We start from the raw sequence: 21,796 nt of genomic DNA, 5'->3' as shown, positions 1-21,796 counted from the left end.
ACGCAACCTTTCTATTATAAAGTATGGCGTAATCTTAGGAAAATTTTTCAGATTAAAATTTTAATAATTATTCAAGCCAGATTAGTGCTATTATTTTATCACCGAGGTGACAACAGCGCAATTTAAACTTTTTTATGATGCTGATTAACATTTCTTTTTGCGACACAGCTTTAGTGGACAAAAGTTTAAAAAAACCTCACTCTGCATAATTATGCACAAGGAACGCATAAGAACTTATGCAATGAAAGCGTTTCAAGGATTTTCATCACCTATGAATGTTTGCAAGAAAAAGGTTTTTAATGATTTGAACTCAAAAAAAGCGCCTCCCGAAGGAGACGCTTTTTTTATACTTTTTTCAAATTATACAGTCATAGCTTGTTCACTTTTCATTCCAGCTTCATTGTCCCGACTGCGGGTCATGAAGTAAGCGAAAGTAAGAGCAAGGAATCCAAGACCGAAGATTGCAAGTACACCTACGTCACTCCACATTGCACTGAAGTCCCCTGTAGAAATTACTGATTTAAGACCACTAACTGTGTAAGTCATTGGAAGCAGTGGGTTAAAGAATTTCATCCAGTTCGGGATCAATTCAAGCGGGAATGTTCCGGCACTAGTTGTTAATTGGAAAATAAGAATAACGATAACAACAAAACGTCCCGGTTGATCCAGCCAAGTAACAATGGATTGAACTACCCATGTGTACACTAAACTAGTCAAGAATGTAAATAGGAAGAACAATGGAACACTTTGTACTTCTAGTCCAAGTCCGTACAATACAACCACAGCAGCCAGCATAGACTGGATAAAGCTCATGATTGAGAAAGTAAGCGTACGGCTGATAAAACGATTCAGGCGGCTAGCGCCAATAACTGCTGATTCACGCATTGGAATAACAATCGTAGAAATCAGAGCACCTACGAACAACCCAAGGGATAAGAAGTAAGGAGCAAACCCTGTGCCGTAGTTCGGTACATGATTTACAACTTGATCCTCAACTACAACTGGTTGTGCGAACATTTCCATCATTTTATCTGACTTATTCACGCTGCCTGTTTGTTCAGCAGCTTCACCAAGCTTAGTTGCTAGTTCTGTTGATCCAGATTTCAGATCATCCATCCCATTCTTCAACTCGCCTGCACCGTCAGCCAATTGTTTGGAACCGTCAGCTACAGCACCAATACCGCTGCCTAGTTCACCAACACCACTGAGTAATTTCGTTGTACCATCTCCGAGAGCTTTACCACCCTCAGCAAGTTTGCTACCCCCAGCTGCAGCTTCACTAAGCTTCGCGCCGAATTGTTGCATACCTGCTTGCAGCTTATCGCCACCCGTTACAAGTGCAGATGCACCTTGTGCTAATTTTTGTTGTCCTGCCAAGAGCTGAGTGCTACCAGCATTTAATTGCTTTGCTCCGTCATGCAATTGAGTTACACCAGCATCAACCTGCTGCGAACCAGCATGCAGCTGAGTGGCACCTTGTACAAGCTGCTCTTGCCCACTGTGAAGTGCGCTTGCTCCTTGTACCAACTGTTGTTGACTTTGTTGCAGTTGTTCACTACCTTGTGCAACAGCTGCACTGGCTGCTAGGAGCTTCTGTACGGCTGGATTTTGTGCCAACTCAGGACTAGCCTGTGCCAATTGCTGCAAACCTTGAGCGACCGCTTTAGCGCCCTCAGTAACCTTAGTGCTGCCTTCTGCGGAAGCCTGTAATCCTGCTTCTAGCTTCGCGCTGCCATCAACGGAAGAGGTTAGACCTTCTTTCAGCTTCGCGCTGCCGTCAACTAAAGATTGTGTTCCTGCTTGTAGTTTAGTAGTACCATCTACAGCAGACTTCGTTCCTGCTTGAAGCTGTGTAGCACCTGTTACAGCTTGCTGCAAGCCATCACTAAGCTGTTTACTACCGGCAGCACTTTGTGCAACACCATCTTGAAGCTGTGTATGAGCGTCTGATAATTGTTGCAAACCGCCTGCCAATGTACTAGATCCAGTTTGCAGAGCCGTAGCACCTGCATTCAAGTCAGATACACCTTTAGTAAGTGGTTCTAAACCATTTTGAAGCTTGCCGGTTCCTTCAGTCAGTACAAGAAGATTTTCTTTCAGCTTCAATGCGCCGTCATCCAGCTTGCCTGCACCGTCGGCGATCTTGTTAGCTCCATCTCCCGCTTCACCGAGTCCTTTAGATACATCAGTGATCTGATTGAACACAGAATCTACATAAGCCTCTGTTACCTTAGCGGATACTTTAGATTTAATTTCTGCTACAGCCGTTCCACCGATTTGACCGGCCAAGAAGTTGTAGCCTTCATTCGGCTCATAAATAATTTTTGCCGGCTGTGGTTCATCATCCAAAAGCGTAGTTGCTTTAGCAGAGAAGTCTTCTGGAACAATAATCGCCATATAATAGGTATTGTCCTTCATTCCTGCTTGCGCTTCTTCTAGTGAAACAAAGTTCCATTGAAAGCCATCGGTTACCTTAAGCTCTTCAACCAGATCATCTCCGGCCTGAAGTTGTTTTCCTTCATAATTAGCACCGACGTCTTGGTTGACCACAGCAACCGGTAATTCATTCATCTTGCCATACGGATCCCAGAATGCCTTTAGGAAGAATCCGCTATACATCACCGGAATAAATAGGATGGCAATCATCGGAATCAGCACCTTTGGATTTCTCAGGGCTGCGCCAAGATCCTTGGTAAATACGGATAATGATTTCATTCTGGTTCTCTCCTTATGAGCTTATGCTCTCTTTAAAATGCTTTGTTTACGAAATATTGCGTAACACTAAGTGACTGTTTTCCCCATTTGGTCAATTTAGGGGATAAAAAAAACGCCTTTCGGCTCTTCTTCAATGCCTAAAACAGCTTGAAAATTGTTAAGGGAAAGCGAATCTGATAACGCCATCCCTATCCTGAATCAACGCTTACTGTGCCAATCCTTCGGCGAGAAACAAATGAAAATACATCTTAATCTGTTCCTTGTCCAAGGGAGTATGTGTTTTATTCAGTTCAGCAGTCAATACAATATATAACCTGAACATGACTACAGATACGATTTTAGGATCGCAAGGTTTGATTTCTCCCTTTTGGAGCGCTTGTTGCACCTCCCGTTCTAAATATTCTAAAACTAAGTTCTCGATCTTCTCGAGCCCTTCTCCTGCCTGCGGCGTTCCGAATTCGCGACTCTCCTGGGAAAGTTTGATGAATAACTCCTGCTCACTTCGAAATTCCAGCAGGGCATCCAGCACACGATGCAGGTTATCAAAGAAAGGTCTGTCTCGCCTGATCTCGCGATCAGCAATCATCTTCATTTCTACCATCATATCGCGCAGGATCTCATCAAACAATTGCTCCTTGTTTGTAAAAAAGGTGTAAATGGTTCCTTTTCCAACATTTGCGATCTTTGCAACCTGATCCATGGTAGTCGCCTTATAGCCGAATAATGAAAAGGATTTTGCTGCGGCCTGAAGTACCTGCTGTCTTCGATCCACCACTGCCACCCGTGCCCACTTCCTTTCTCCAGAAAATATCATTACCGCCGACTTTCTGACCACTTTACTAATCCGGTCAATTGGTCATTCATTACTTTAACATGTAGCTCAGCAGTTTGCAATACTTTAGAAAATCTTTTATTTTTTTATTTATTGCAGGGTTTTAACTTTCTATTTACGTCTTATTTGTATAATGTGAGTAGAGAACAGTTTTCCCTAATCTAAGTTAGAAGAAATTCCGCATTTCTATTGAAAAGGAAAGTAGCAGGTGAACTTATGCGAAAGAAAAGAGTACTGCTGTTTTCGGAAGGCTTCGGTACGGGCCACACAGGAGCAGCCTATGCTCTGGCCGAAGGGATAAAGCTACTGAATCCGGATGTCCAGTGCCGAGTCATCGAGCTAGGTAAATTTCTTAACCCGATGGTCGCCCCATGGATTCTTTCCGCTTACCGAAAAACAGTTAGCAGCCAGCCCAAGCTGGTCGGCATGATGTATAAGACACAATATCATAAATCATTGAACCCGTTGACTAAGATGGCACTTCACCGGATTTTTTATACACATGCCTCACAAGTAATCGAGCAGCTAAAGCCTGATTTGATTATTTGCACCCACCCCATTCCAGCCGCTGTCATTTCCAGACTAAAGCGTCGCGGATTGGAGGTACCGCTGTATACGTTAATTACAGATTATGATGCACACGGTAGCTGGGTAAATTCTGAGGTCAACCGATATCTCGTCTCTACCCCGCGTGTCAAATCTATTCTCACAGGCCGTGGGATCGCTCCAGAGCTTGTAACAGTCACCGGCATTCCAGTGCATCCAAAGTTCTGGGAACGTTCCAACAAGACGCAGCTCCGTAAGGAACTAGGTCTAGCAGATATCCCTACTGTACTCATAATGGGTGGAGGCTGGGGACTGATGTTCGGCAAAGAGATTATGAATTCACTCACAGCTAGAATGGATAACATCCAGCTTATCTTTTGTATGGGTAGCAACGAGAAGCTTATAGCCAAAATGAAGTCCAATCCAAGACTCAATCATCCTAACGTCAGGATTCTTGGATACACCAGTGAAATCAATAAACTGATGGATGCTTCCGACCTACTGATCACAAAGCCTGGAGGCATGACCTGTACGGAAGGTCAGGCGAAGGGAATTCCAATGCTCTTCTATAAAGCTATTCCAGGTCAGGAAGAGAAAAACTGCCAATATTTCGTAGAGCTAGGGCTAGCAGAGGTGCTCGACTCTGAAGTAGTGGACAAATGGTTCTCTATGATGCTCCATGAGTATTCTGTTCTCGAAGAGCAGCGTAAACGCCGTCTTGCTCCAGATAAGCATCAGCCGCAAACCTGCGCGACTACTGTTCTGCAGATGTTAGGCAATCCGGTAGACAAAACAGCTGACATCAGAGGGGCAAGAGCTCAAGCCCGAGGCGAAGAAGCTGTGTGTATTACACCATAAAGAAAAGCAGGTAACCGGGGAACTCCCTAGATACCTGCTTTTTTTGTGTTAACATGTAATCGGGATTTACTATATTTCTATACTTTCGCCAGCTTTAAGCGGGAATCCTTCTACCCCTTCTTGGCGCAGCCGATCACAAAAACCCACAGCATCCTGAGCAATATCCGGAAATGTATTGTAATGAAGCGGTATGACCTTATCTGCTCGCAGCCAGCGCGCAGCAAGGAGCGCATCATCCGGTCCCATGGTCAGCATATCGCCTATTGGCAGAGCTGCCAAGTCAATCGCAGTTCTCTCACCAATCAGACGCAGATCGCTGAACAGTGCGGTATCACCTGCATGGAATACCGTCTTCCCCTCTATCGTCAATAAAATCCCAGCGGGCTGTCCAGCATAAATCCAAAGGTCGCCTTCCTGAATCGATGAGGAATGAAACGCCTGAGTATATTTAACGGTAATGGCACCATAAATATGACTGCCACCTATATTCATATGTTTAACCTTGGCACCCTTCATTCGACAGTATTCTGCAAGCTCAAAAACAGCAAAGATCGGACAATCATTCTGTTTGGCAATTTGCACAGCATCTCCAAAATGATCAGAGTGACCGTGTGTCAGCAGAACAGCATCTACAGTAATGTCATCAGGTGAAATACCGGAGTTCGGATTTCCTGACAAAAAAGGGTCAATAATAACTTTCGCTTGCTCTGTCTCTACCAGCAGTGCTGAGTGTCCGTAATAAGTGATCTTCATGACAATTGTTCCACCTCCAGGGTTATATAGTCTAGTTTACCCTATAAATAGCTGAGGTTCACAGAATCGGTCATTTATTTATAAAAAGTATGATTGCCAATGGTCTTAACATACTCCTGTGAATGATGCACGGTAAGATCCTCCGCAAGCTTAAGTGATAGGAAAAAATAAGTATCATCGGGAACTTCTTTCACGCCAGAAAGCGCAGCGTTCACCGCTTTAATACTATCATCATTAGGCTTCACACGTTTAAGACGCCCGTTAGCTACAGGACTGAACTGGTGCTTTTGATAAATGACCTTATATATCGTGTCGGGGAAATTGGCTGACCGTAGCCTATTCAGAACAACGTTGGCAACTGCCACCTTGCCCTGGTACGGTTCACCTTCCGCCTCTGCCATTACAATTTTTTGTAGCAGAAGCAGTTCTTCTTCGGATACTGCGTAGCGCCGGGTTGCTTTACTTTGCTGCTCCTGGCTTAATAGCTCGGTCCGAGAGAAGTACAATGTTGTGAGGGGGTTTTTCTGAGATGCTGAGGCTGTCTTAACTACAGTCTGAGCACTCTTTGTTGCTGTTTCCGCCAATTGCGTCGCTTTCTGCGCAGTTGGACTAGTTTGTACTACATCAGCCTTTACCCGAACTATGGAAGCTTGCGATGTATTTTGTAGCTTTATTTTATTCTTACTAAGCCATTCTACACCCTGCTCTGGTTTCCAAGCGGAACTGAACAGGTTAACTGTGTTATAAAGCTTATTCGTTTGTGAAACTTTATTAGTGCCCCTCGTCTTACTAGCTGTTGATTCTTCTTGCAAATAACTAATTATCGATGCTCGGCTGGTGGATTGCAACTTATCCATCTGCACACTATCTATTTTCCCCTCGGCAACCTGGTTAGGTTGCATTAAGCTTATGGCAGAGAAACACACTAGTATAACGCCAACAAGCAACGCGATATAGCGGTTTTGTTTAAAGATTAACATGATATTCCTCCTATTTCACGGCACATTCCTATTGTATGTAACCGAAAACGGAAGCTTTGAAAACTAAAATACCGATTTTAAAATGTAATATTTTCAATCATTTCATACATAGGAATGGCATACATTCTGGTAGCATACAACACAAAACTATCAATCGTCCAGTCTCTATGAAAGATTTCTGATCTTTTTTCATCATCCAATTTCAGTAAGTTTTCCAGCAATTTATCATCAAATGAAATTTTTCCAAGGTACTTTCGTGCCACTGTGAGATGCGGTTTGTACTCCCTAGATTCGGCTGAAAATCCTAATGGAAGTGTCGCAGTGTGTACTCTCTCAGCTAGTAAATTCAGCTCCTCTAATTCGCCAGAAACCCCTACCCATAACACTCTTGGAGCCTTTGGAAGACCAAATGTATTCCATTTGTCCAAGGATAGTTTAAAGGGGCGGCATTGCCCTGCCATCTGCTTCAACGCCATGATTAAATCCGGGATCTTCGTCTTTGGAGTGTCTCCCAAAAATTGCAGGGTAATATGATAATCCGCTGGATGAGTCCATTTTGCAAAATGAAACTCTTGAGATAGTTTAGAGCACTCTTCCGCCAAAACTTGTTGAAGTGCTGAGGGTAATTTCACAGCAATAAACAACCGTTCTGAATCTTTATCCGACACGTTAGCGTTCATATCAATTTCACCTTCTCCTATAGATTTGGTATCCTTATCCTATAACATTATCCATTTTCATCAAACCGTAGAGCAGGAGGAATACATCATGACTAAGTCCATAGTATGTTTACAACCACTTACCGCCGAGCAACAAGAAAGGGTCAAAGCAGCAGCACCCGGTTATACATTCACTCAAGGAGACGGGAAAAATCCGGATTTGCAGCTGCTCGCTGATGCTGAAATCGTAATCGGTTGGGGCAAAGGCATCGCCGATACCCTTCTTCGTCCAGATTCTCCCCTTCGCTGGGTTCAATCCTGGTCTGCAGGAATTGAGAAGCTTCCGCTGGAGCGTTTTAAGGAACGTGGAATCCTGTTAACTAGCGGGAGCGGAGTGCACGCCGAACCTATTTCTGCGGTAATCTTCGGCTTCATGCTTCTCTTCACGCGTAATTTGCATACAGCTGTTCGTAATCAGATGAACCGCTACTGGAATTCTGACGGCAGTGAAAGTGAGTTATTCGGTAAGACAGCCGTTATTGTCGGGACTGGAGCCATCGGCAGCGAAACAGCCAGAATTGCTAAAGCTTTCCGGATGAAGACGATCGGAGTAAGTCGCTCAGGCAAGCCACTCGCTGATTTTGATCAAGTGTATACCACGGACCACCTGCCAGAAGCTGTGAGCCAAGGTGACTTTATTATCAATATACTCCCAATTACCGATGAAACTAAGCATTTATTCGATACTGCAATCTTCTCTGCCTTCAAACAAGGCTCCTACTACATTAACGTTGGACGTGGTGCAACTACGGATACTGAGGCTCTAATTGATGCACTGAACCGCGGGCAGCTTAGAGGTGCCGGATTAGATGTATTCGAAACCGAACCGCTTCCGCAGGATCATCCGCTTTGGACTATGGACCAGGTAGTCATCACTCCTCATTCCGCTGGCGTAACCGATCAATACGCTAATCGGATCGTAAATATTTTTACCGAAAATATGAATTCCTATTTATCTACTGGCACTCCATCCCTGAATCTCGTTGATTATGCCCGCCAATATTAAATTTAACATTTGATTTTTAAGAACACTTGTTCTATAATGAAAAAAAATCCTGGGATCACACTTAAAGAGAGCTTAGCTATAAACTAACCATACGAAACAGTCCCTGCTATCCATTAGGACAATCCTAATGGATAGCAGGGACCCTTATTTCACACATAAATCGCAGTGCTCTTATTTAGAAGCTATAATCTCGTCAATATAAGCTGTAGCCGTACCAGCTGTAGAAGGTGTAACAAACTGAATGCCAATAGCGTCTACTTTTTTCAAATTCTCAAGAGATAGATTGCTGAGATCAATTGTGAACTCCGTGAATCCATCTTGAGAAGCTATCTTAGCACCCGAATCTACCCATACTGCATAGCCTCCTAATTGAAGATACAGCTTAGCTTGTACGTCAGGATGATCGGAGACGATTCTAATTTTAGCAGCAAGCTTAGAGAATGAGCTCAGATCAAGAGCAGCTGCTTTTGAGACTGCTATAAAAGGATCTTTATCCTCTCCGTTCCATGTGAAATCAAGTTTCAAAGATTGCTTCCCTTCCGCATACACATCAGAAGATACTGTAGCTGAACCAGAATTCAAGGACCAGCCTTCATTTCCTGTTTCGAAGCCATAATGAACAGCTGGGACAGCTTTCTCCAGAGATACTTCCTTCAGATATAGATTCGAAGTTCCTCCATCATTGGAAACTTCTTCAATGATAATCCCAATCGTCTTCACAGCAGCCAAGTCTACTCCTGCGGTCGGTAGTGAGATAGATAATGTCGTATAACCCGTTGAATCTACAAGAACAGGATTGCCACTATCGGTCCATTTCCAGTCCGCACCTGTCTTGATGAACAGACGCGCTTTAGCTGTCCCACCCGAAAGCTTAATCTTAGCACTGATTGAATCCAACCCTGTGATATTTAGCTTCTCAGGATTAATAGCAAGTTCAAAGGATTCTTTGGAGCTGCCATTTGCATTATTACCGGTATTAATCAAATCGAATTGTACGCCTACCGCTTCTTCATTGGCATCAAATACTGGAAGCTGAGCATTGGCAGACGAGTGGTCTATAACCCACCCTGCAATATCAGATTGTTTAGTGAAGGCGTATAACACACCGGGCGCATGTCCCTGTGAACCTCCATTTCCTTCTTCCGACATATCCGGAAGTGTCCCATCATAAACCGCTTGAATATCATCAAAGTAAAGCGAACCTTCGTGGCTCTGTCCGTCCATCGCATTCACATACAAATTGAAGCTCTGAACTTGCTTCAGTCTTTCCTGAGTAAGCTCTCCGGCTTTTCCCCAGCTCATCTCAGTCAAATTTTTCAGACTTAGTACTATTTTACCGTTCTTGTCAGGATTAATGACCGGATAAGCTTCGAAATATCCTCCATCAATGACAAGCTGCACTACTAGCTTAAGCGGCTCACCTTTCTCAGCATAAGCGTTGTCTCCATCAGAAGCTACCCACATACTGAGTGCATTATAGTCGGACCAGTCCAATGAACCCAGACTTTTACCTACTCCGGTATAACCTGCATTATTAATCGTATAGCGCAGTTGCATCCCGTAATCTCCGGATGCTTTATGCTCAGTGCTTAAAGATACGCTCACATCATCTCCACCAGCCTTAGGATATTTCGCTGCCAAAGCTTCATTACTGGAGCCATAAGCTTCAAAATTATCCACCAGCGCCTTATCAGCAACAGGAGCAGTATACGTATTATAAAGACCGATTTGATCTACGTAGATTGGCAATTCACCTTCGACTTCCAAACCACTGCCAACAATAGATATTGCTAGTCCTGTCGCTTCCACTGATTTAGCGGCATTATCCAGATCAATCGAAACATCAAATTTATAATATTGTGTTCCATCTACGATAACTTTCTCTAAATCGGACAAAGATTTATAGGATGAGTCCATGCCATACTTCGTATCCCAATCTGGCGGCAACTGAATCACACTGCGTACCGCAGCATTGTTAGCGCCATTTTGTGCAGTCTCCGGAATCAACACTGTGAACTTCACACGTGTAACTTGGGAGAGATCTACTCCATCCAGCGCCAGATCATTCAATTGTAGCTTCAATTCCTGCCAAGTATCCTCGGCGGATAGCCCTTCTGTAATGTTAATAACGAGCTTACCGTCAGCATCAAGTGACGCATGTTGTAATACAGTCTTGATCGTTTCTGCGTTATTTGTAAGCCCAGACCAAGTACCATTGTTTTGGATTTGCTCCAAATCCTTCTCCGTATCAAAAGTAATCACTTTTATTGGCACTTCTTTGATTTTTAAGAATACGGAGTTAGTTTGCGTAAGAGTAGCATCTCCGGTTCCGTATGCTCTCACTGTAATCTCAGTTGAACTGCCGTTGAGACCAGCGTCTGGCTGCCATGAAGCGCTATAGTAACCATCCGCACCTAGCGTCATTTCCACCTCTACTCCAGAATCAGCCACAGTATAAGTCACTTTGCTAGGCACTGCATTTAATACCTTGGCCCGAATGACGGTTACGGCATCTGTTATTGTACTGATATTATTTGGAGTTACGATGTGCATGAAAGGTTTCTTTCCTGCTACTTCAACCTCGAGATTGTACTTATTATCATCCTTCACATCACTCGCAAATGCCGTGAAATCATCTTTATAGAAATTCACAAAATCGGGAAGCAACTCATGATCTGCTTTGTTAGGAACACTCTTATAAGGAACATACAGATTATTACCTTCACCGAAGTTTGCCCAAGTCAGCATATACGATATTTTTGCCGCATCAGGGTCAGCCTTGATCGCATTCAATACTTTAGTGAACCATTCCAGCTCATTATTGCCTGTTGTTTTCATACCAGCTGCACTATAACCATATTCAGATAGGGTAACAATCTTACCTTTGTCTTGAGCAAGCTGAGAAATCATCTTAAGGTCTTTAACAAGACCACCCAGGAAAGCTTCCGAACCGGCATTCTCCTTATTGTCATACTGGTCCATTCCAAGAATATCAACAAATTGATCACCTGGATAAGTCGTTAAATATTCGCTTTCATTTCCGTTAAAAGATCCGTTTGGTGAGAAGACATAAAGGAAGTTATGAACGCCTTTAACATCACGCAGGTATTCAACTGTATATCTGTACAGTTCCGCGTATTCACTCTTCGTCGTTGTAGCCGCACCCCACCAGAACCAGCCTCCGTTTTGTTCATGGAAAGGTCGGAACAGGACTGGAATCAGGTCGCCCTCATCATCTTTTAGATTATTGGCAAAATTAGCGATACGATCGAGGTATTTATTAAGCTCTCCATTCTTATCTCCGCCCGGCAATATACGCGATACCACCGAATGACTCGCTCCCGGAGTATTACTAGTATCCTTAAAATCTCCACCCGTCACCATGTTATAAGGATGTGTACTTAGCGTAACAATACCACCCAAATCATGTGCCTGCTTCATGGCAGCGGATAGTCCTAATCTACTCGCTTCATAATCTCCGCTAACTCCAGGAGGATTCTCATATCCATCTAAGCTAAGTGTATCCCAACCAAAAACTGCAGGATAATCACCGGTGGAGCTGTATACGTCAGAAATAACATTTCCATTCTTATCCTTACCAGCAAAAGAGACAGTAGTATCATGCTGATGCCCGAACATGATCTGTTTGCCGCTCATGCTGTCCAGATAAGCAAACAGCGATTTGGTAGCGGCCGATGCATCAACGTCAACGATATGAATTCCAGCTTCCGGTGTTGCCGTTGGAGCAACTGTTGCCGTAGGTTCTGGAGTAATCGTCGGTACTGGTGTTGCTGTAGGCGCTATACCCGTACCCCCTGAGCCACCAGGTGCTGGCGTGCTTGTTCCTTGTCCAACAAGAACTCCATCCTTCACAGTGTATGTTCCCGCTACTAAAGTCACTCCATTAAAGACAACAGAGGAAGCACCTACTACAAGCTTACTAATGGTACCTTTAGTTGTAATCAATGTTCCCGTAGCAGCACTACCAATCACAAGCTGATCAATTATAGAACCTGAACCTACTTCTATAATTGAAACGCTATCAATAGTCAACTGAGTGATTACTGTCCCGCCATCTACAACGACCCGTACTTTCCCTTCAGGACGATTCACTTTTACAGAAGCCAATTTAGAGTTTTTCAAATGAATCGAATGCTCTCCACCACCAGATACAAAAACATTACCTTTCACAGTTGCATCCTCTAAAACACCCTCACCATTACCTATCCCGGAGGTTAAATAAAGATTACCTGAGACAGCCGCATTCTTAAGTTCAACCCCACTACGGTTTATGACAACATTCCCTTGGATATCTCCTCCAGTGAATGTACCCGCTGTATTGTAGTATCCGCTAACCAATCTGTCCACGATAGTAACTACCTCTGCTCTTGTAATCGAGTCGTTTGGACGAAATGTACCGTCTGGATAGCCGGATAGAATTCCGCTCAATGCCCCGATCGCATCTTTAGCATAAACGCTGATGGATGCTTGATCTGCAAATGTACTCGCTTTAGTCCCTGGCTCCAGTGAAAAAACAGAAGCAAGTAATGTTGCGGCATCTTGACGAGTGACTTCAGCATCCGCTTTCGCTTTATTGTCAGGAAAACCTTTATAATAACCAGCTTGTTTCGCAATAGATAAAGCGCTTGCATACCAAGCTTTAGCAGGCACATCCGAGAATGACGTTTCCGAAAGAGTGCTAAATCCAAATAGCTTATTAATGATACTTACAAGCTCAGCACGCGTAACTTTATGATCCGGCTTAAAAGAACCGTCCGGATAACCTTGAACAACACCGTTACCTTGCCACTTATCTACACTTTCTCCAGCCCAGTGCGTCTTGAGGTTTTCTTTTGTTTTTCCGTTAGCTAACGCAGGTGCAGCCATTGTAACAAGCATTATTGCTGTAAGAAATAGAATCAAGCTTTTTTTGAACCTCTTCATTCAATTTACCTCCTGTTTTGTAAAGGTTTTCATTTTGTTCAAGTACAAAACTCGACTTCTTTATCAACCTCCCAATTTATTTCCAATAACAATTTAGTTATTATATTAGCACCAAACACCTATATTAACAATAACTTATTCACAAAAATAATAGTTTTGTTAGAAAATAGAGTCGTTAAGCGGGTTAATTGGCATTTATACATTTAAAGAATAGCTAACAAAATACTAACAAAATATATATGGTTCACCAAAAGACAAAAAAGCAGGTCTCCAATTCATTGGAGACCTGCTTTAATCTTCACCTTTATTTAATCCAAATCATAAATCGATCCGACTTTCAATCCATATAGCTCATTATATATTTTTTCAGCAAAGGCATCCGTCATCCCTGCGATATAATCAATCACCATATGTTCCCAAGTCCAGATGGGATTGGCTTGTTTCTGATCTTTCTCGAAGCGTTGCAGCCAATCTGAGGGAATAATGGCTTTGGACGTCTGCGGATCAAGAAAAGCTCCCCATAAACGGCGTAAAATCCACTCACTACGCTTCTGTAGCCGCTGCACACGTAGATCACGAATCATCGTAACCCAAGCAAAGCTTTTCAGCACGCTTACGGTCCGCAGCATATCCTCATCTTCTTTTCCTTCCTTTATAAAGGTGACCTTCTTCCAGTCTCCATCAGGAATCACACCTAAACTTGCAACAAAGGTGCTTACCCAATAAGCCTTAACTTCACGCCGAGTTCTGGAATAGTCATTCTCGCAAGTTGGCATCTTTTCCATCCATACTCTAAGAAATGAACTAAGCACCTCTTCAACCTTAGCGCGAATACCTTCCTCCTCCCAACCCTTCCAAAAGAAATCCTCTAACGTTGTGATCTTCTCCACAATTAGTCGTTGAATATAGGAATCATGCATAAAGTGTTCATGCACTTCAATCTTTCCAGCCTTAATTCCATCCTCCAAATCATGTGCAGAATAGGCGATATCGTCGCAAAGGTCCATCAGTTGAGCTTCCAACGTTTTCTTCCCTGCCGGGATTCCCCACTCTTTGCGAATCTCCGAAATATATGCCCACTCATGAAGGTACATCCCCTTTTTTAACGAGGTGCCGGGAAAAGGATATTTGTTAACTCCGAGGAGCACGGCATCCGACAGATTTAGTCCATCAATGTTCTCACGCTTCTCTAGAAACATAATCAATCGAAAGTTATGAGCGTTGCCTTCAAAATGTTCATAGCGCTGCTTCATCTGCTCATGAATGAACAACTTATCAGCACCCGTTGCACCAGCTTGTTGTGCAGCCTCATTCGTCTTTTTTTCAATTAGCTGCTCCAGTATGCTATCTAGCACCTCTTCCCCTTTATGACCGAAGGGCGGATGACCAAAGTCGTGTGCTATGGCCGCGCATTCTACGACCTCTGGATCTATAACAAGCCCCGGATTCTCCGCCTTACTTGTCTCCACCTCTGGGTAAGATCTAAGCAGACTTTTCGCTGCCTCTCGAGCAATTTGTGCGACTTCAAGTGAATGAGTTAGGCGTGTCCGGTAATAATCACCCGTGCCAGCCCCGAACACTTGAGATTTGCCTTGCAGCCTACGAAAAGTAGGCGAATGAATCAAGCGTGAGTAATCACGCTCATAAGCAGCTCTCGACGTTTCTAGGCGGGTAATTTCCGGATACTGCCGGTGTTCTCTTTTCTCAATAAGTGTCATAATCCCACCCCTAACCAAATGTCTGTATATTGAACTTCATTATAAGGCATTTTCATAACAATTTTCACATCAAAATACAATTGCTATGCCAATCCCAAACTCCAATGGAAGTAATCCACCAATCTAAAAGCAACTGAAATGGAGATATTAATCTTCGTAGGGAAAAAACATCTAGGAGGAATCCACTAAATGATTATGAAGAAATTGTCCGTAGCTCTTTTATCCACTTGCTTAATGCTATCCGTTGCTTCTGCGGCTTCCGCTGCACCAGTCGAAACGAAACATGAGAAAAAAGTACATGCTGAGAAAATAAAGAAAGAAAAAGAACATAAAATGCATGAAAAGAAAATGAATATGAAGAGTCACTCCACTAAAGGAATTCATGCAAAGAGCATGAAGGCTAAGAGCTTAAAAGCAAAAAGCATTAAAACTAAAAGCATTCAAATGAAAGCAACTAAAATGCCAAAAACAGGCCACGGCGGTGCTAGCGAACAAACTGAATAGGGAGGATGAAAGAGGGGGAATCCCCTCTTTCTTTTCTTAAACATGAAAAAATGGATATATTCATTAATCTTGATTGTCATCACTTTAACCACTGCCAGTTGTAATGACTCACACTCACAGGAAAGCAGTCCAGAAACTAAGCCGTTGCAAACAAAGCAACAAGAAATGATAATAACTCCTACTACAGCTATTCGAAAGAATGATATTAATATTAAACCATCATTACCCAAACCTATTATGCCTACTCAGCTAAACATTCCAGCGATTAAGGTAAGCGCCAAAATAGAACCGGTTACTTTGCTCTCTGATGGACAAATGGACGTCCCTACAGACACCAATATTGCCGGAATTCTATACCCAGGAATTTTGCCAGGTGCAAAGGGCAATGTAATTATAGACGGACATGTGGACAGTTATATAGGTCCAGCTGTCTTTTTCAAACTCAAAAAGCTCAAGCATGGCGATGAAATTACCGTCTCTAATTCAGACGGACGAAAACTAACTTATATTGTAGAGTCTGTAGAAATCTTCAATACTGCTGAAGCACCCTTGGAACGAATTTTCGGAAAGTCTACTGAAGCTAGAATGAATCTTATTACTTGCACAGGCAGATATAGCAGAAAGAAGAAAGAACATGAAAAAAGGCTGATTGTCTTTGCAAAACTGAAACTATGAATATTTTGACCATTCAAAGGAGCATTCTAAAATAAAAAAAACAGGTGAAATTCATGAAAACTAGCAGCAAAATTATGATGACTACCCTCTCTCTCTTGTTATGCTTCACGAACTCTGCTCTAGGTAGCCCAAGTAAAAACCGCGACTACTACGAAAAAAGAGGAGACATGATTTGGGAAGTACATACTAACCAAAAAGTGATTGCATTGACGTTTGATGACGGTCCTGACCCTTCTGAAACCGATCAAATATTAAAGGTATTGAGTCAATATCATGCAAAATGCACCTTTTTTGCTATTGGAAAAAGAATTGCAACATATCCAGATGTGGCGAAACGAGTCATTTCCGAAGGGCATGAATTAGCTAACCATACCTACAATCACGTTTATTTTAGAAAACCTATTAATAAGGCCCAGTTTGAGCGAGAGCTGAAATTAACTGAGGAAGAAATTATAAAGGTCTCTGGAAAGCATAGCTCTTTGTTCAGACCTCCAGGTGGAATGTATGATGAGACACTAGTTGATATTTCGAATAATATGGGATTAAAGCCTATTTTATGGTCCTGGCATCAGGATACACGCGACTGGAATCGCCCTGGGGTTCAGAGTATCGCGAATAAGGTTATTCGAAATGCACATAATGGCGACATCGTTCTGTTTCATGACCATGTACATGGTCAATCTCAGACCAGAGAAGCGCTTAAAATTATTTTACCGGAATTAGAAAAGCAAGGTTATCGATTTGTCACCGTATCAGAATTGATCAAATTATCCAACACACAGCAGGCGGGTAAACCACAATAGCCTAATTGCACAGGACTTCAAAATAAGGTAGTCTTGTCCTATTATGAAGTTCTGGAGGCTTTTATCATGTCTGATAATACATCCTATACGGCTGAGGAAATTGCCCGCTTACTGAAGATCTCTAAATTAAAAGTATATGACCTGATCAAAAAAGGGGAGCTTCCCTCCTACCGTGTAGGAAAACAGATGCGAGTCGATCAATCCGATTTAGAAGCTTACAAACAAAATACCCGGAGTGGCATTGCCCCATCGATATTACCACTGACTTTTGCTGGGGCGAATCTAACTCAAGTTGCCTCACATTCTGGCCACGTTAACAGTAAAGCTGCAGGACAGAGCCTCGTGATTACGGGTCAGGATATGTCACTCGATATTCTAGCCACATATTTGGAACGTTCCTTGCCTACTGAGCGCCCACTTCGTTCCTACGCGGGCAGTCTCGATAGTTTAATTGCCATGTATCATGGAGAATCGGACATCGTCAGTACCCATCTGCTCGACGGCGATACTGGAGAATATAACCTTCCCTATATCCGTAAAATACTTGTGGGCTTCCCTTATGTTGTAGTCCGTCTGTTGACTCGAAGTGCAGGATTATATGTTCAAAAGGGAAACCCTAGAGGTCTCCATGAGTGGTCTCATCTCCAACAGGATGGACTTACACTGATCAATAGAGAACGAGGCGCAGGCGCACGCGTGTTATTGGATGAACAACTTCGATTGCACGGTATTCCTGCTGCAAGCCTATCCGGATATGAGCAGGAAGAGAACAGCCATTTAGCGGTCGCTGGTAAAGTGGCACGAGGAGAAGCCGATGTGGCCATCGGTACCGAAAAAGCTGCCAAAATTGTCGATGGCATTGATTTCATCCCCTTGATTCAAGAGTGTTATGATCTCGTAATGCTAAAGAAACCGGAGCATGAGCAGTGGATCACCGCCGTGATTGATATTTTGCGCTCGCCAGCCTTTCAAAGTGAGCTTGCGTCCATTCACGGATACGATCTCACGGAAACAGGGACGATTATTTACGAGACTTGATAAAAAGGGTACATCCGTTAAAAGTACAAAGGAGCTACTCTCCAAATTACCGGAGAATAGCTCCTTTATTTTTCTAATGATTGATGGAGCAACAGTTCGCGGAGCGGCTTCTCACGCCACAAATTAAGTACGCCGGTTCACAAACATCAACATCACAGCAGACATAACAATGATGGAGCACACCCACATCCAAGCAAGCGTCATGTTGCCGCCATCCACCGCGACATAGATCGCTGTAGGAACAGTCTGCGTACGGCCAGGAATATTACCAGCTACCATGATCGTAGCACCGAATTCTCCCAGCCCTCTAGCAAAACCCAGCACATACCCTGCAGCTAGTGAGCGACCTGCAAGGGGCAATGTGACATATCGCAGTACCTGCAGTTCACTCGCTCCCTGTGCACGCGCCGCATCTTCAAGATCCGCTTCCACGCCTTCAAAGCCCGCCTTCACCGTACGGTAGACGAGAGGAAAGGCTACAACAACCGCGGCGATAACCGCAGCCCCCCATGTGAAGAGAATCGTATGCTCCGTCATCTGTTCATACCATCTGCCAATCCAGCTGCGTCGACCTAAAACGACCAACAGAACAAATCCTACAACGGTCGGCGGCAATACGAGAGGGAGAAGCATTACAGTCTCGACCAAGGTATAACCTGGGAATTTCCGACCTGCCATAGCCTTCGCTGCAGCTGTTGCCAGAATGAACACAATAATACTGGTAATTACTGATATTTTAATGGAAAGCCATACCGGGGCGAAGAAATCAGTCCAGTTTATTTCCATCCTTATTCACCCCGCTTCTACTCATGATTTCATATTAAGGAAGCAAGAAGCCATAGCTTGTAAAAATATCACTGGCTTCCTTGCTCTGAAGATAACTGTAAAATTCCTTAGCTTCCTTCTGATTCTTCGAATTCTTCACGATACCTGCCGGATAATTAATGGCTTTGTGAACATGCGGACCCACGGTAAGAGCAATCTTCGTCTTCTTCGAAGTCAATGCATCTGTCTTATAGACAAAGCCTGCATCGACATTCCCCGTTTCGACGTAAGAAAGAACCTGACGGACATCCTTCGCGAATACAAGCTTGTTCTGCAGCGTATCCCATACCTTCTTCGCAGTTAACGATTGCTGAGCGTATTGGCCTGCAGGTACAGATTCAGGCTGTCCTACCGCTATCTTCTTAAACGATTTGTCCGTAAGCTGAGTGATCGTATTTAATGAAGCTTTTGAATTCGAAGGGACGACCAGAACCAACTGATTCTTAAGCAGCACCTTATGGTCAGAGATCAGTCCAGCATCCACTAACGCATTCATCTGTTTATCCCCGGCAGAGAAGAATAGATCAGCCGGAGCACCTTGTTCAATCTGCTTCTGTAATGTGCCGGATGCAGCATAATTAAAGACCAAATCAATATCGGGATGCTTCTTCTCATAGAGAAGCGCCATTTTATCTAAACTATCCTGCAAGCTGGCTGCAGCCGATACTATAATCTCTGTCTTCTTGGCGGCTGCCTCTACCTCTACCACTGCGCTCGCAGATAAATTCACAACCAAAAAAATTGCTAATGCGCCAAAGATCCGGATTGACCATTTCTTAAACATTTCCATTCCTCCCATTTTCATATGTATATATGTAGATGCTATTCTAGCATACGTTTTTTCGATTTTCTATAGATTGAGTTGCGTTTAGTTATGTTTAGTTATATATTGTTATGATTAGAGAGTTATAAAGGATTACATCTTCGACCTACTCGCAAAAAAAGGATGCCTCCGGCAACCATTTAAATGGTTGCACAAGCACCCCATCTTTCGAATTGAACGAAGGTCAAATGAGCGTATCACTATTTATAGTGCGAACTCCATTTTTCCAACTGCTGCCTGATTACTTCACGATAATAGTACGGTTCAATGATTTCCGCTTCCTCTTCAAATCTCTTAATCCAGCGGACAAATCCTATATCTTGTTCCACTGAAACCTTAAAGTGAAAGCATCTAGCTTGACGATCCACTTTACTTGGCTTAAAAGGCAATTCGTCCTTCTTAATTCCTTCCATTATCCGTTCCGAGAATTTCACTTTGAATTCTACCTGTAAACTATCCCGATCGAGTGACCATTTCTGCTTCATAAAGGCTTGCACATCAAATGCTTCCTTCGAAAAAAAACGATTTAATGGCTTCACATTAGAAAAATCGTTGATATGATATGTACGAATAACACCCTGGCGATGACAAAATCCTATGAGATGAAAACGACTTTCCAGCGGGACCAGACAATAAGGATCAATGGTGATCCCTTTCTCTTCTAATGCATTTTCACTATAATTCGCTTGTATACTCTTTTGCTTTAATAAAGCCTCTAGGATCGGAGTAAGAAAAGAGTGTTGTTCCATCTGCGAACTGTGCCTTTCAGCCCACCCCACCCCTACTTCTCTTCTTGCACGTTCTATTGTTTCTTCTCTTTCCGCCTTCCGTTTATATTCAGCTGCGACTACTTTTTCATACGCGCTTTCAAAATCTATAGGTAGTACCGGTTTTATATCTTCCATAATATAGCGTAATTGCGAAAATGCGGTTGCTTCTTCTTCCGACCAATCCAAGGGATAGAGTGCAAAATTCCCAATAAAAGCATAACCTTTTCCATGCCCCAGGTGGGTTATGGGAATATGCATGGCGCTAAGCGCGTCCATATCCCGGTATATCGTTCTCTCGCTGTTGCCGCAGCGTTCCGCCAATTCACGGGCTAATATCCCTGGCTTGGCTTGAACAAGTGTAATAATGCGCATCAGTCGGATTAATCGGTCTGTCATATTCAGTTCCCCTTGATTTATGGTTAAATAGACCCATTATTTTATGAAAAAAAGTAAATTGTGATAGAACTTTTTTACTATGTTACCACATTTTATATTACAATTCTTCTGAATATTTTCCGCCGAATCCGCTTGAAAATCCAATTTATGTATAGGTCTTTTTTCGTTTATGTGCATCCCCGATCAGCATGTCCTATATTAAATACCACCAACGGCTTTACTACGAAGCTGAAGCTCGAAACCTATCTGCTTATACAACATTTCAGCCTCTTTCAGCAGCAAAGGATCTCCAGAGCGTACCGCGAGCAGCAATAGCTTATCCGCATGACGATTGAGCTTCTCCCGAGCTTCACTATACTGTCCTTTATTTCGTAACGCAGCAGCCTCCTCAACCGTTTCAGACGTCTTTAGCAGTTCCAGATGCTTCTCAACATAAAAGCAGCAAGTATCGCTCAGAATGCGTGTATGATGCGCGTACTCCAGCTCAAGCACCTTCACAGGGAGTTCACGAACACGCTCTACAGTTGGCTTTTTATACTTCCATTGTAGGGAGAGCGCCTCATATTTACCGGCTACAGAACTAGAGGTACTGAACTCCAGCCCTATGAATTTGCGTTGTCCTGTTTTTATTTTGCCAAGTTTAAGCAAGAGCGAATGACCTTCTCCAGCCTCCATCTCACATCCATAACAGCGCTTAAAGGTTAGATGCGGCTCAAGCCAAACTTGTAGTTCAATATCACGTGCTACCACCTTATGGCTCATAGGTCGGCTATGTTCTGAAGGCATATTTCCTTTCCATTCGACAAGCAAAACAGCATCGCGATTGCCACCTGCAAAAATACGATCTTGACCCCACGTAAATGTAGGATGAATACTTTCCATCATATTTTC

17 protein-coding genes are annotated in these 21,796 nt (G+C 43.2%); 6 read left to right on the top strand and 11 right to left on the bottom strand.

Going from position 1 to position 21,796, the window contains the following annotated elements; all coding sequences use genetic code 11:
• Nucleotides 1-360: 360 nt before the first annotated feature.
• Nucleotides 361-2,715, bottom strand: coding sequence for a YhgE/Pip domain-containing protein (locus tag NSU15_RS04770; protein ID WP_042124492.1), 2,355 nt, complete (start codon nucleotides 2,713-2,715; stop codon nucleotides 361-363).
• A gap of 205 nt (nucleotides 2,716-2,920) precedes the next feature.
• Entirely contained in the window at nucleotides 2,921-3,496 is a 576-nt protein-coding gene (locus NSU15_RS04765) for a TetR/AcrR family transcriptional regulator (protein WP_094871433.1), read from the bottom strand.
• A 267-nt stretch (nucleotides 3,497-3,763) separates the two neighbouring features.
• Between NSU15_RS04765 and NSU15_RS04760 the strand changes: the two genes are divergently transcribed.
• Nucleotides 3,764-4,951 carry a glycosyltransferase gene (locus NSU15_RS04760; protein WP_076119887.1) on the top strand — a complete coding sequence of 396 codons (1,188 nt, stop codon included), beginning with the start codon at nucleotides 3,764-3,766 and terminating at the stop codon, nucleotides 4,949-4,951.
• A gap of 69 nt (nucleotides 4,952-5,020) precedes the next feature.
• Here NSU15_RS04760 and NSU15_RS04755 read toward each other — a convergent pair whose 3' ends face one another.
• The 3 genes from NSU15_RS04755 to thpR all read right to left on the bottom strand — a co-directional run bounded on the left by NSU15_RS04755 (nucleotide 5,021) and on the right by thpR (nucleotide 7,364).
• A complete protein-coding gene (locus NSU15_RS04755) occupies nucleotides 5,021-5,704 on the bottom strand; it encodes a metal-dependent hydrolase (protein WP_042124486.1) in 684 nt (227 codons plus the stop codon).
• A gap of 74 nt (nucleotides 5,705-5,778) precedes the next feature.
• Nucleotides 5,779-6,684, bottom strand: a complete 906-nt coding sequence (locus NSU15_RS04750; protein ID WP_339289401.1) for a cell wall hydrolase — start codon at nucleotides 6,682-6,684, stop codon at nucleotides 5,779-5,781.
• 77 nt (nucleotides 6,685-6,761) lie between these two features.
• Nucleotides 6,762-7,364 carry an RNA 2',3'-cyclic phosphodiesterase gene (gene thpR, locus NSU15_RS04745; RefSeq protein ID WP_339289399.1) on the bottom strand — a complete coding sequence of 201 codons (603 nt, stop codon included), beginning with the start codon at nucleotides 7,362-7,364 and terminating at the stop codon, nucleotides 6,762-6,764.
• An 88-nt stretch (nucleotides 7,365-7,452) separates the two neighbouring features.
• Here thpR and NSU15_RS04740 point away from each other — a divergent pair, with 88 nt between their 5' ends.
• Nucleotides 7,453-8,409: a D-2-hydroxyacid dehydrogenase gene (locus NSU15_RS04740; RefSeq protein ID WP_042124481.1), complete on the top strand. Its 957-nt coding sequence runs from the start codon at nucleotides 7,453-7,455 to the stop codon at nucleotides 8,407-8,409.
• A 171-nt stretch (nucleotides 8,410-8,580) separates the two neighbouring features.
• On the opposite strand, the gene NSU15_RS04735 is transcribed toward NSU15_RS04740, so the two are convergent.
• The gene (locus tag NSU15_RS04735; RefSeq protein WP_339289398.1) at nucleotides 8,581-13,353 is read right to left on the bottom strand and encodes a glycosyl hydrolase; all 4,773 of its coding nucleotides are present in this window, start codon (nucleotides 13,351-13,353) and stop codon (nucleotides 8,581-8,583) included.
• Between the two features lie 308 nt (nucleotides 13,354-13,661).
• Nucleotides 13,662-15,071, bottom strand: a complete 1,410-nt coding sequence (dgt, locus tag NSU15_RS04730; RefSeq protein ID WP_042124479.1) for a dGTP triphosphohydrolase — start codon at nucleotides 15,069-15,071, stop codon at nucleotides 13,662-13,664.
• A 189-nt stretch (nucleotides 15,072-15,260) separates the two neighbouring features.
• Between dgt and NSU15_RS04725 the strand changes: the two genes are divergently transcribed.
• The 4 genes from NSU15_RS04725 (at nucleotide 15,261) to NSU15_RS04710 (ending at nucleotide 18,091) form a co-directional block, all read left to right on the top strand.
• Nucleotides 15,261-15,575 carry a hypothetical protein gene (locus NSU15_RS04725; protein ID WP_052414463.1) on the top strand — a complete coding sequence of 105 codons (315 nt, stop codon included), beginning with the start codon at nucleotides 15,261-15,263 and terminating at the stop codon, nucleotides 15,573-15,575.
• A gap of 42 nt (nucleotides 15,576-15,617) precedes the next feature.
• Complete coding sequence (locus tag NSU15_RS04720) at nucleotides 15,618-16,250, top strand: class F sortase (RefSeq protein WP_042124477.1); 633 nt, start codon at nucleotides 15,618-15,620, stop codon at nucleotides 16,248-16,250.
• Between the two features lie 53 nt (nucleotides 16,251-16,303).
• The gene (locus NSU15_RS04715; RefSeq protein ID WP_052414462.1) at nucleotides 16,304-17,053 is read left to right on the top strand and encodes a polysaccharide deacetylase family protein; all 750 of its coding nucleotides are present in this window, start codon (nucleotides 16,304-16,306) and stop codon (nucleotides 17,051-17,053) included.
• A gap of 66 nt (nucleotides 17,054-17,119) precedes the next feature.
• On the top strand, nucleotides 17,120-18,091 hold the full coding sequence (locus tag NSU15_RS04710) for a helix-turn-helix transcriptional regulator (RefSeq protein WP_339289396.1): 972 nt from the start codon (nucleotides 17,120-17,122) through the stop codon (nucleotides 18,089-18,091).
• Nucleotides 18,092-18,214: 123 nt separating this feature from the next.
• On the opposite strand, the gene modB is transcribed toward NSU15_RS04710, so the two are convergent.
• From modB to NSU15_RS04690, 4 genes are all read right to left on the bottom strand, one after another.
• Nucleotides 18,215-18,877, bottom strand: coding sequence for a molybdate ABC transporter permease subunit (gene modB, locus NSU15_RS04705; RefSeq protein ID WP_339289394.1), 663 nt, complete (start codon nucleotides 18,875-18,877; stop codon nucleotides 18,215-18,217).
• Nucleotides 18,878-18,911: 34 nt separating this feature from the next.
• Nucleotides 18,912-19,700: a molybdate ABC transporter substrate-binding protein gene (gene modA, locus NSU15_RS04700; RefSeq protein ID WP_339289392.1), complete on the bottom strand. Its 789-nt coding sequence runs from the start codon at nucleotides 19,698-19,700 to the stop codon at nucleotides 18,912-18,914.
• A 239-nt stretch (nucleotides 19,701-19,939) separates the two neighbouring features.
• Nucleotides 19,940-20,905 carry a WYL domain-containing protein gene (locus tag NSU15_RS04695; RefSeq protein WP_076119877.1) on the bottom strand — a complete coding sequence of 322 codons (966 nt, stop codon included), beginning with the start codon at nucleotides 20,903-20,905 and terminating at the stop codon, nucleotides 19,940-19,942.
• A 198-nt stretch (nucleotides 20,906-21,103) separates the two neighbouring features.
• Nucleotides 21,104-21,790, bottom strand: a complete 687-nt coding sequence (locus NSU15_RS04690; RefSeq protein WP_339289390.1) for a hypothetical protein — start codon at nucleotides 21,788-21,790, stop codon at nucleotides 21,104-21,106.
• Between the last annotated feature and the right edge of the window lie 6 nt (nucleotides 21,791-21,796).

It is taken from the genome of Paenibacillus sp. FSL E2-0201 (genome assembly GCF_037963325.1).
Lineage (GTDB): Bacteria > Bacillota > Bacilli > Paenibacillales > Paenibacillaceae > Paenibacillus_AQ.
Note: the sequence above shows the minus strand (reverse complement) of the source record. Positions and strands in the feature narration are given on the sequence as shown.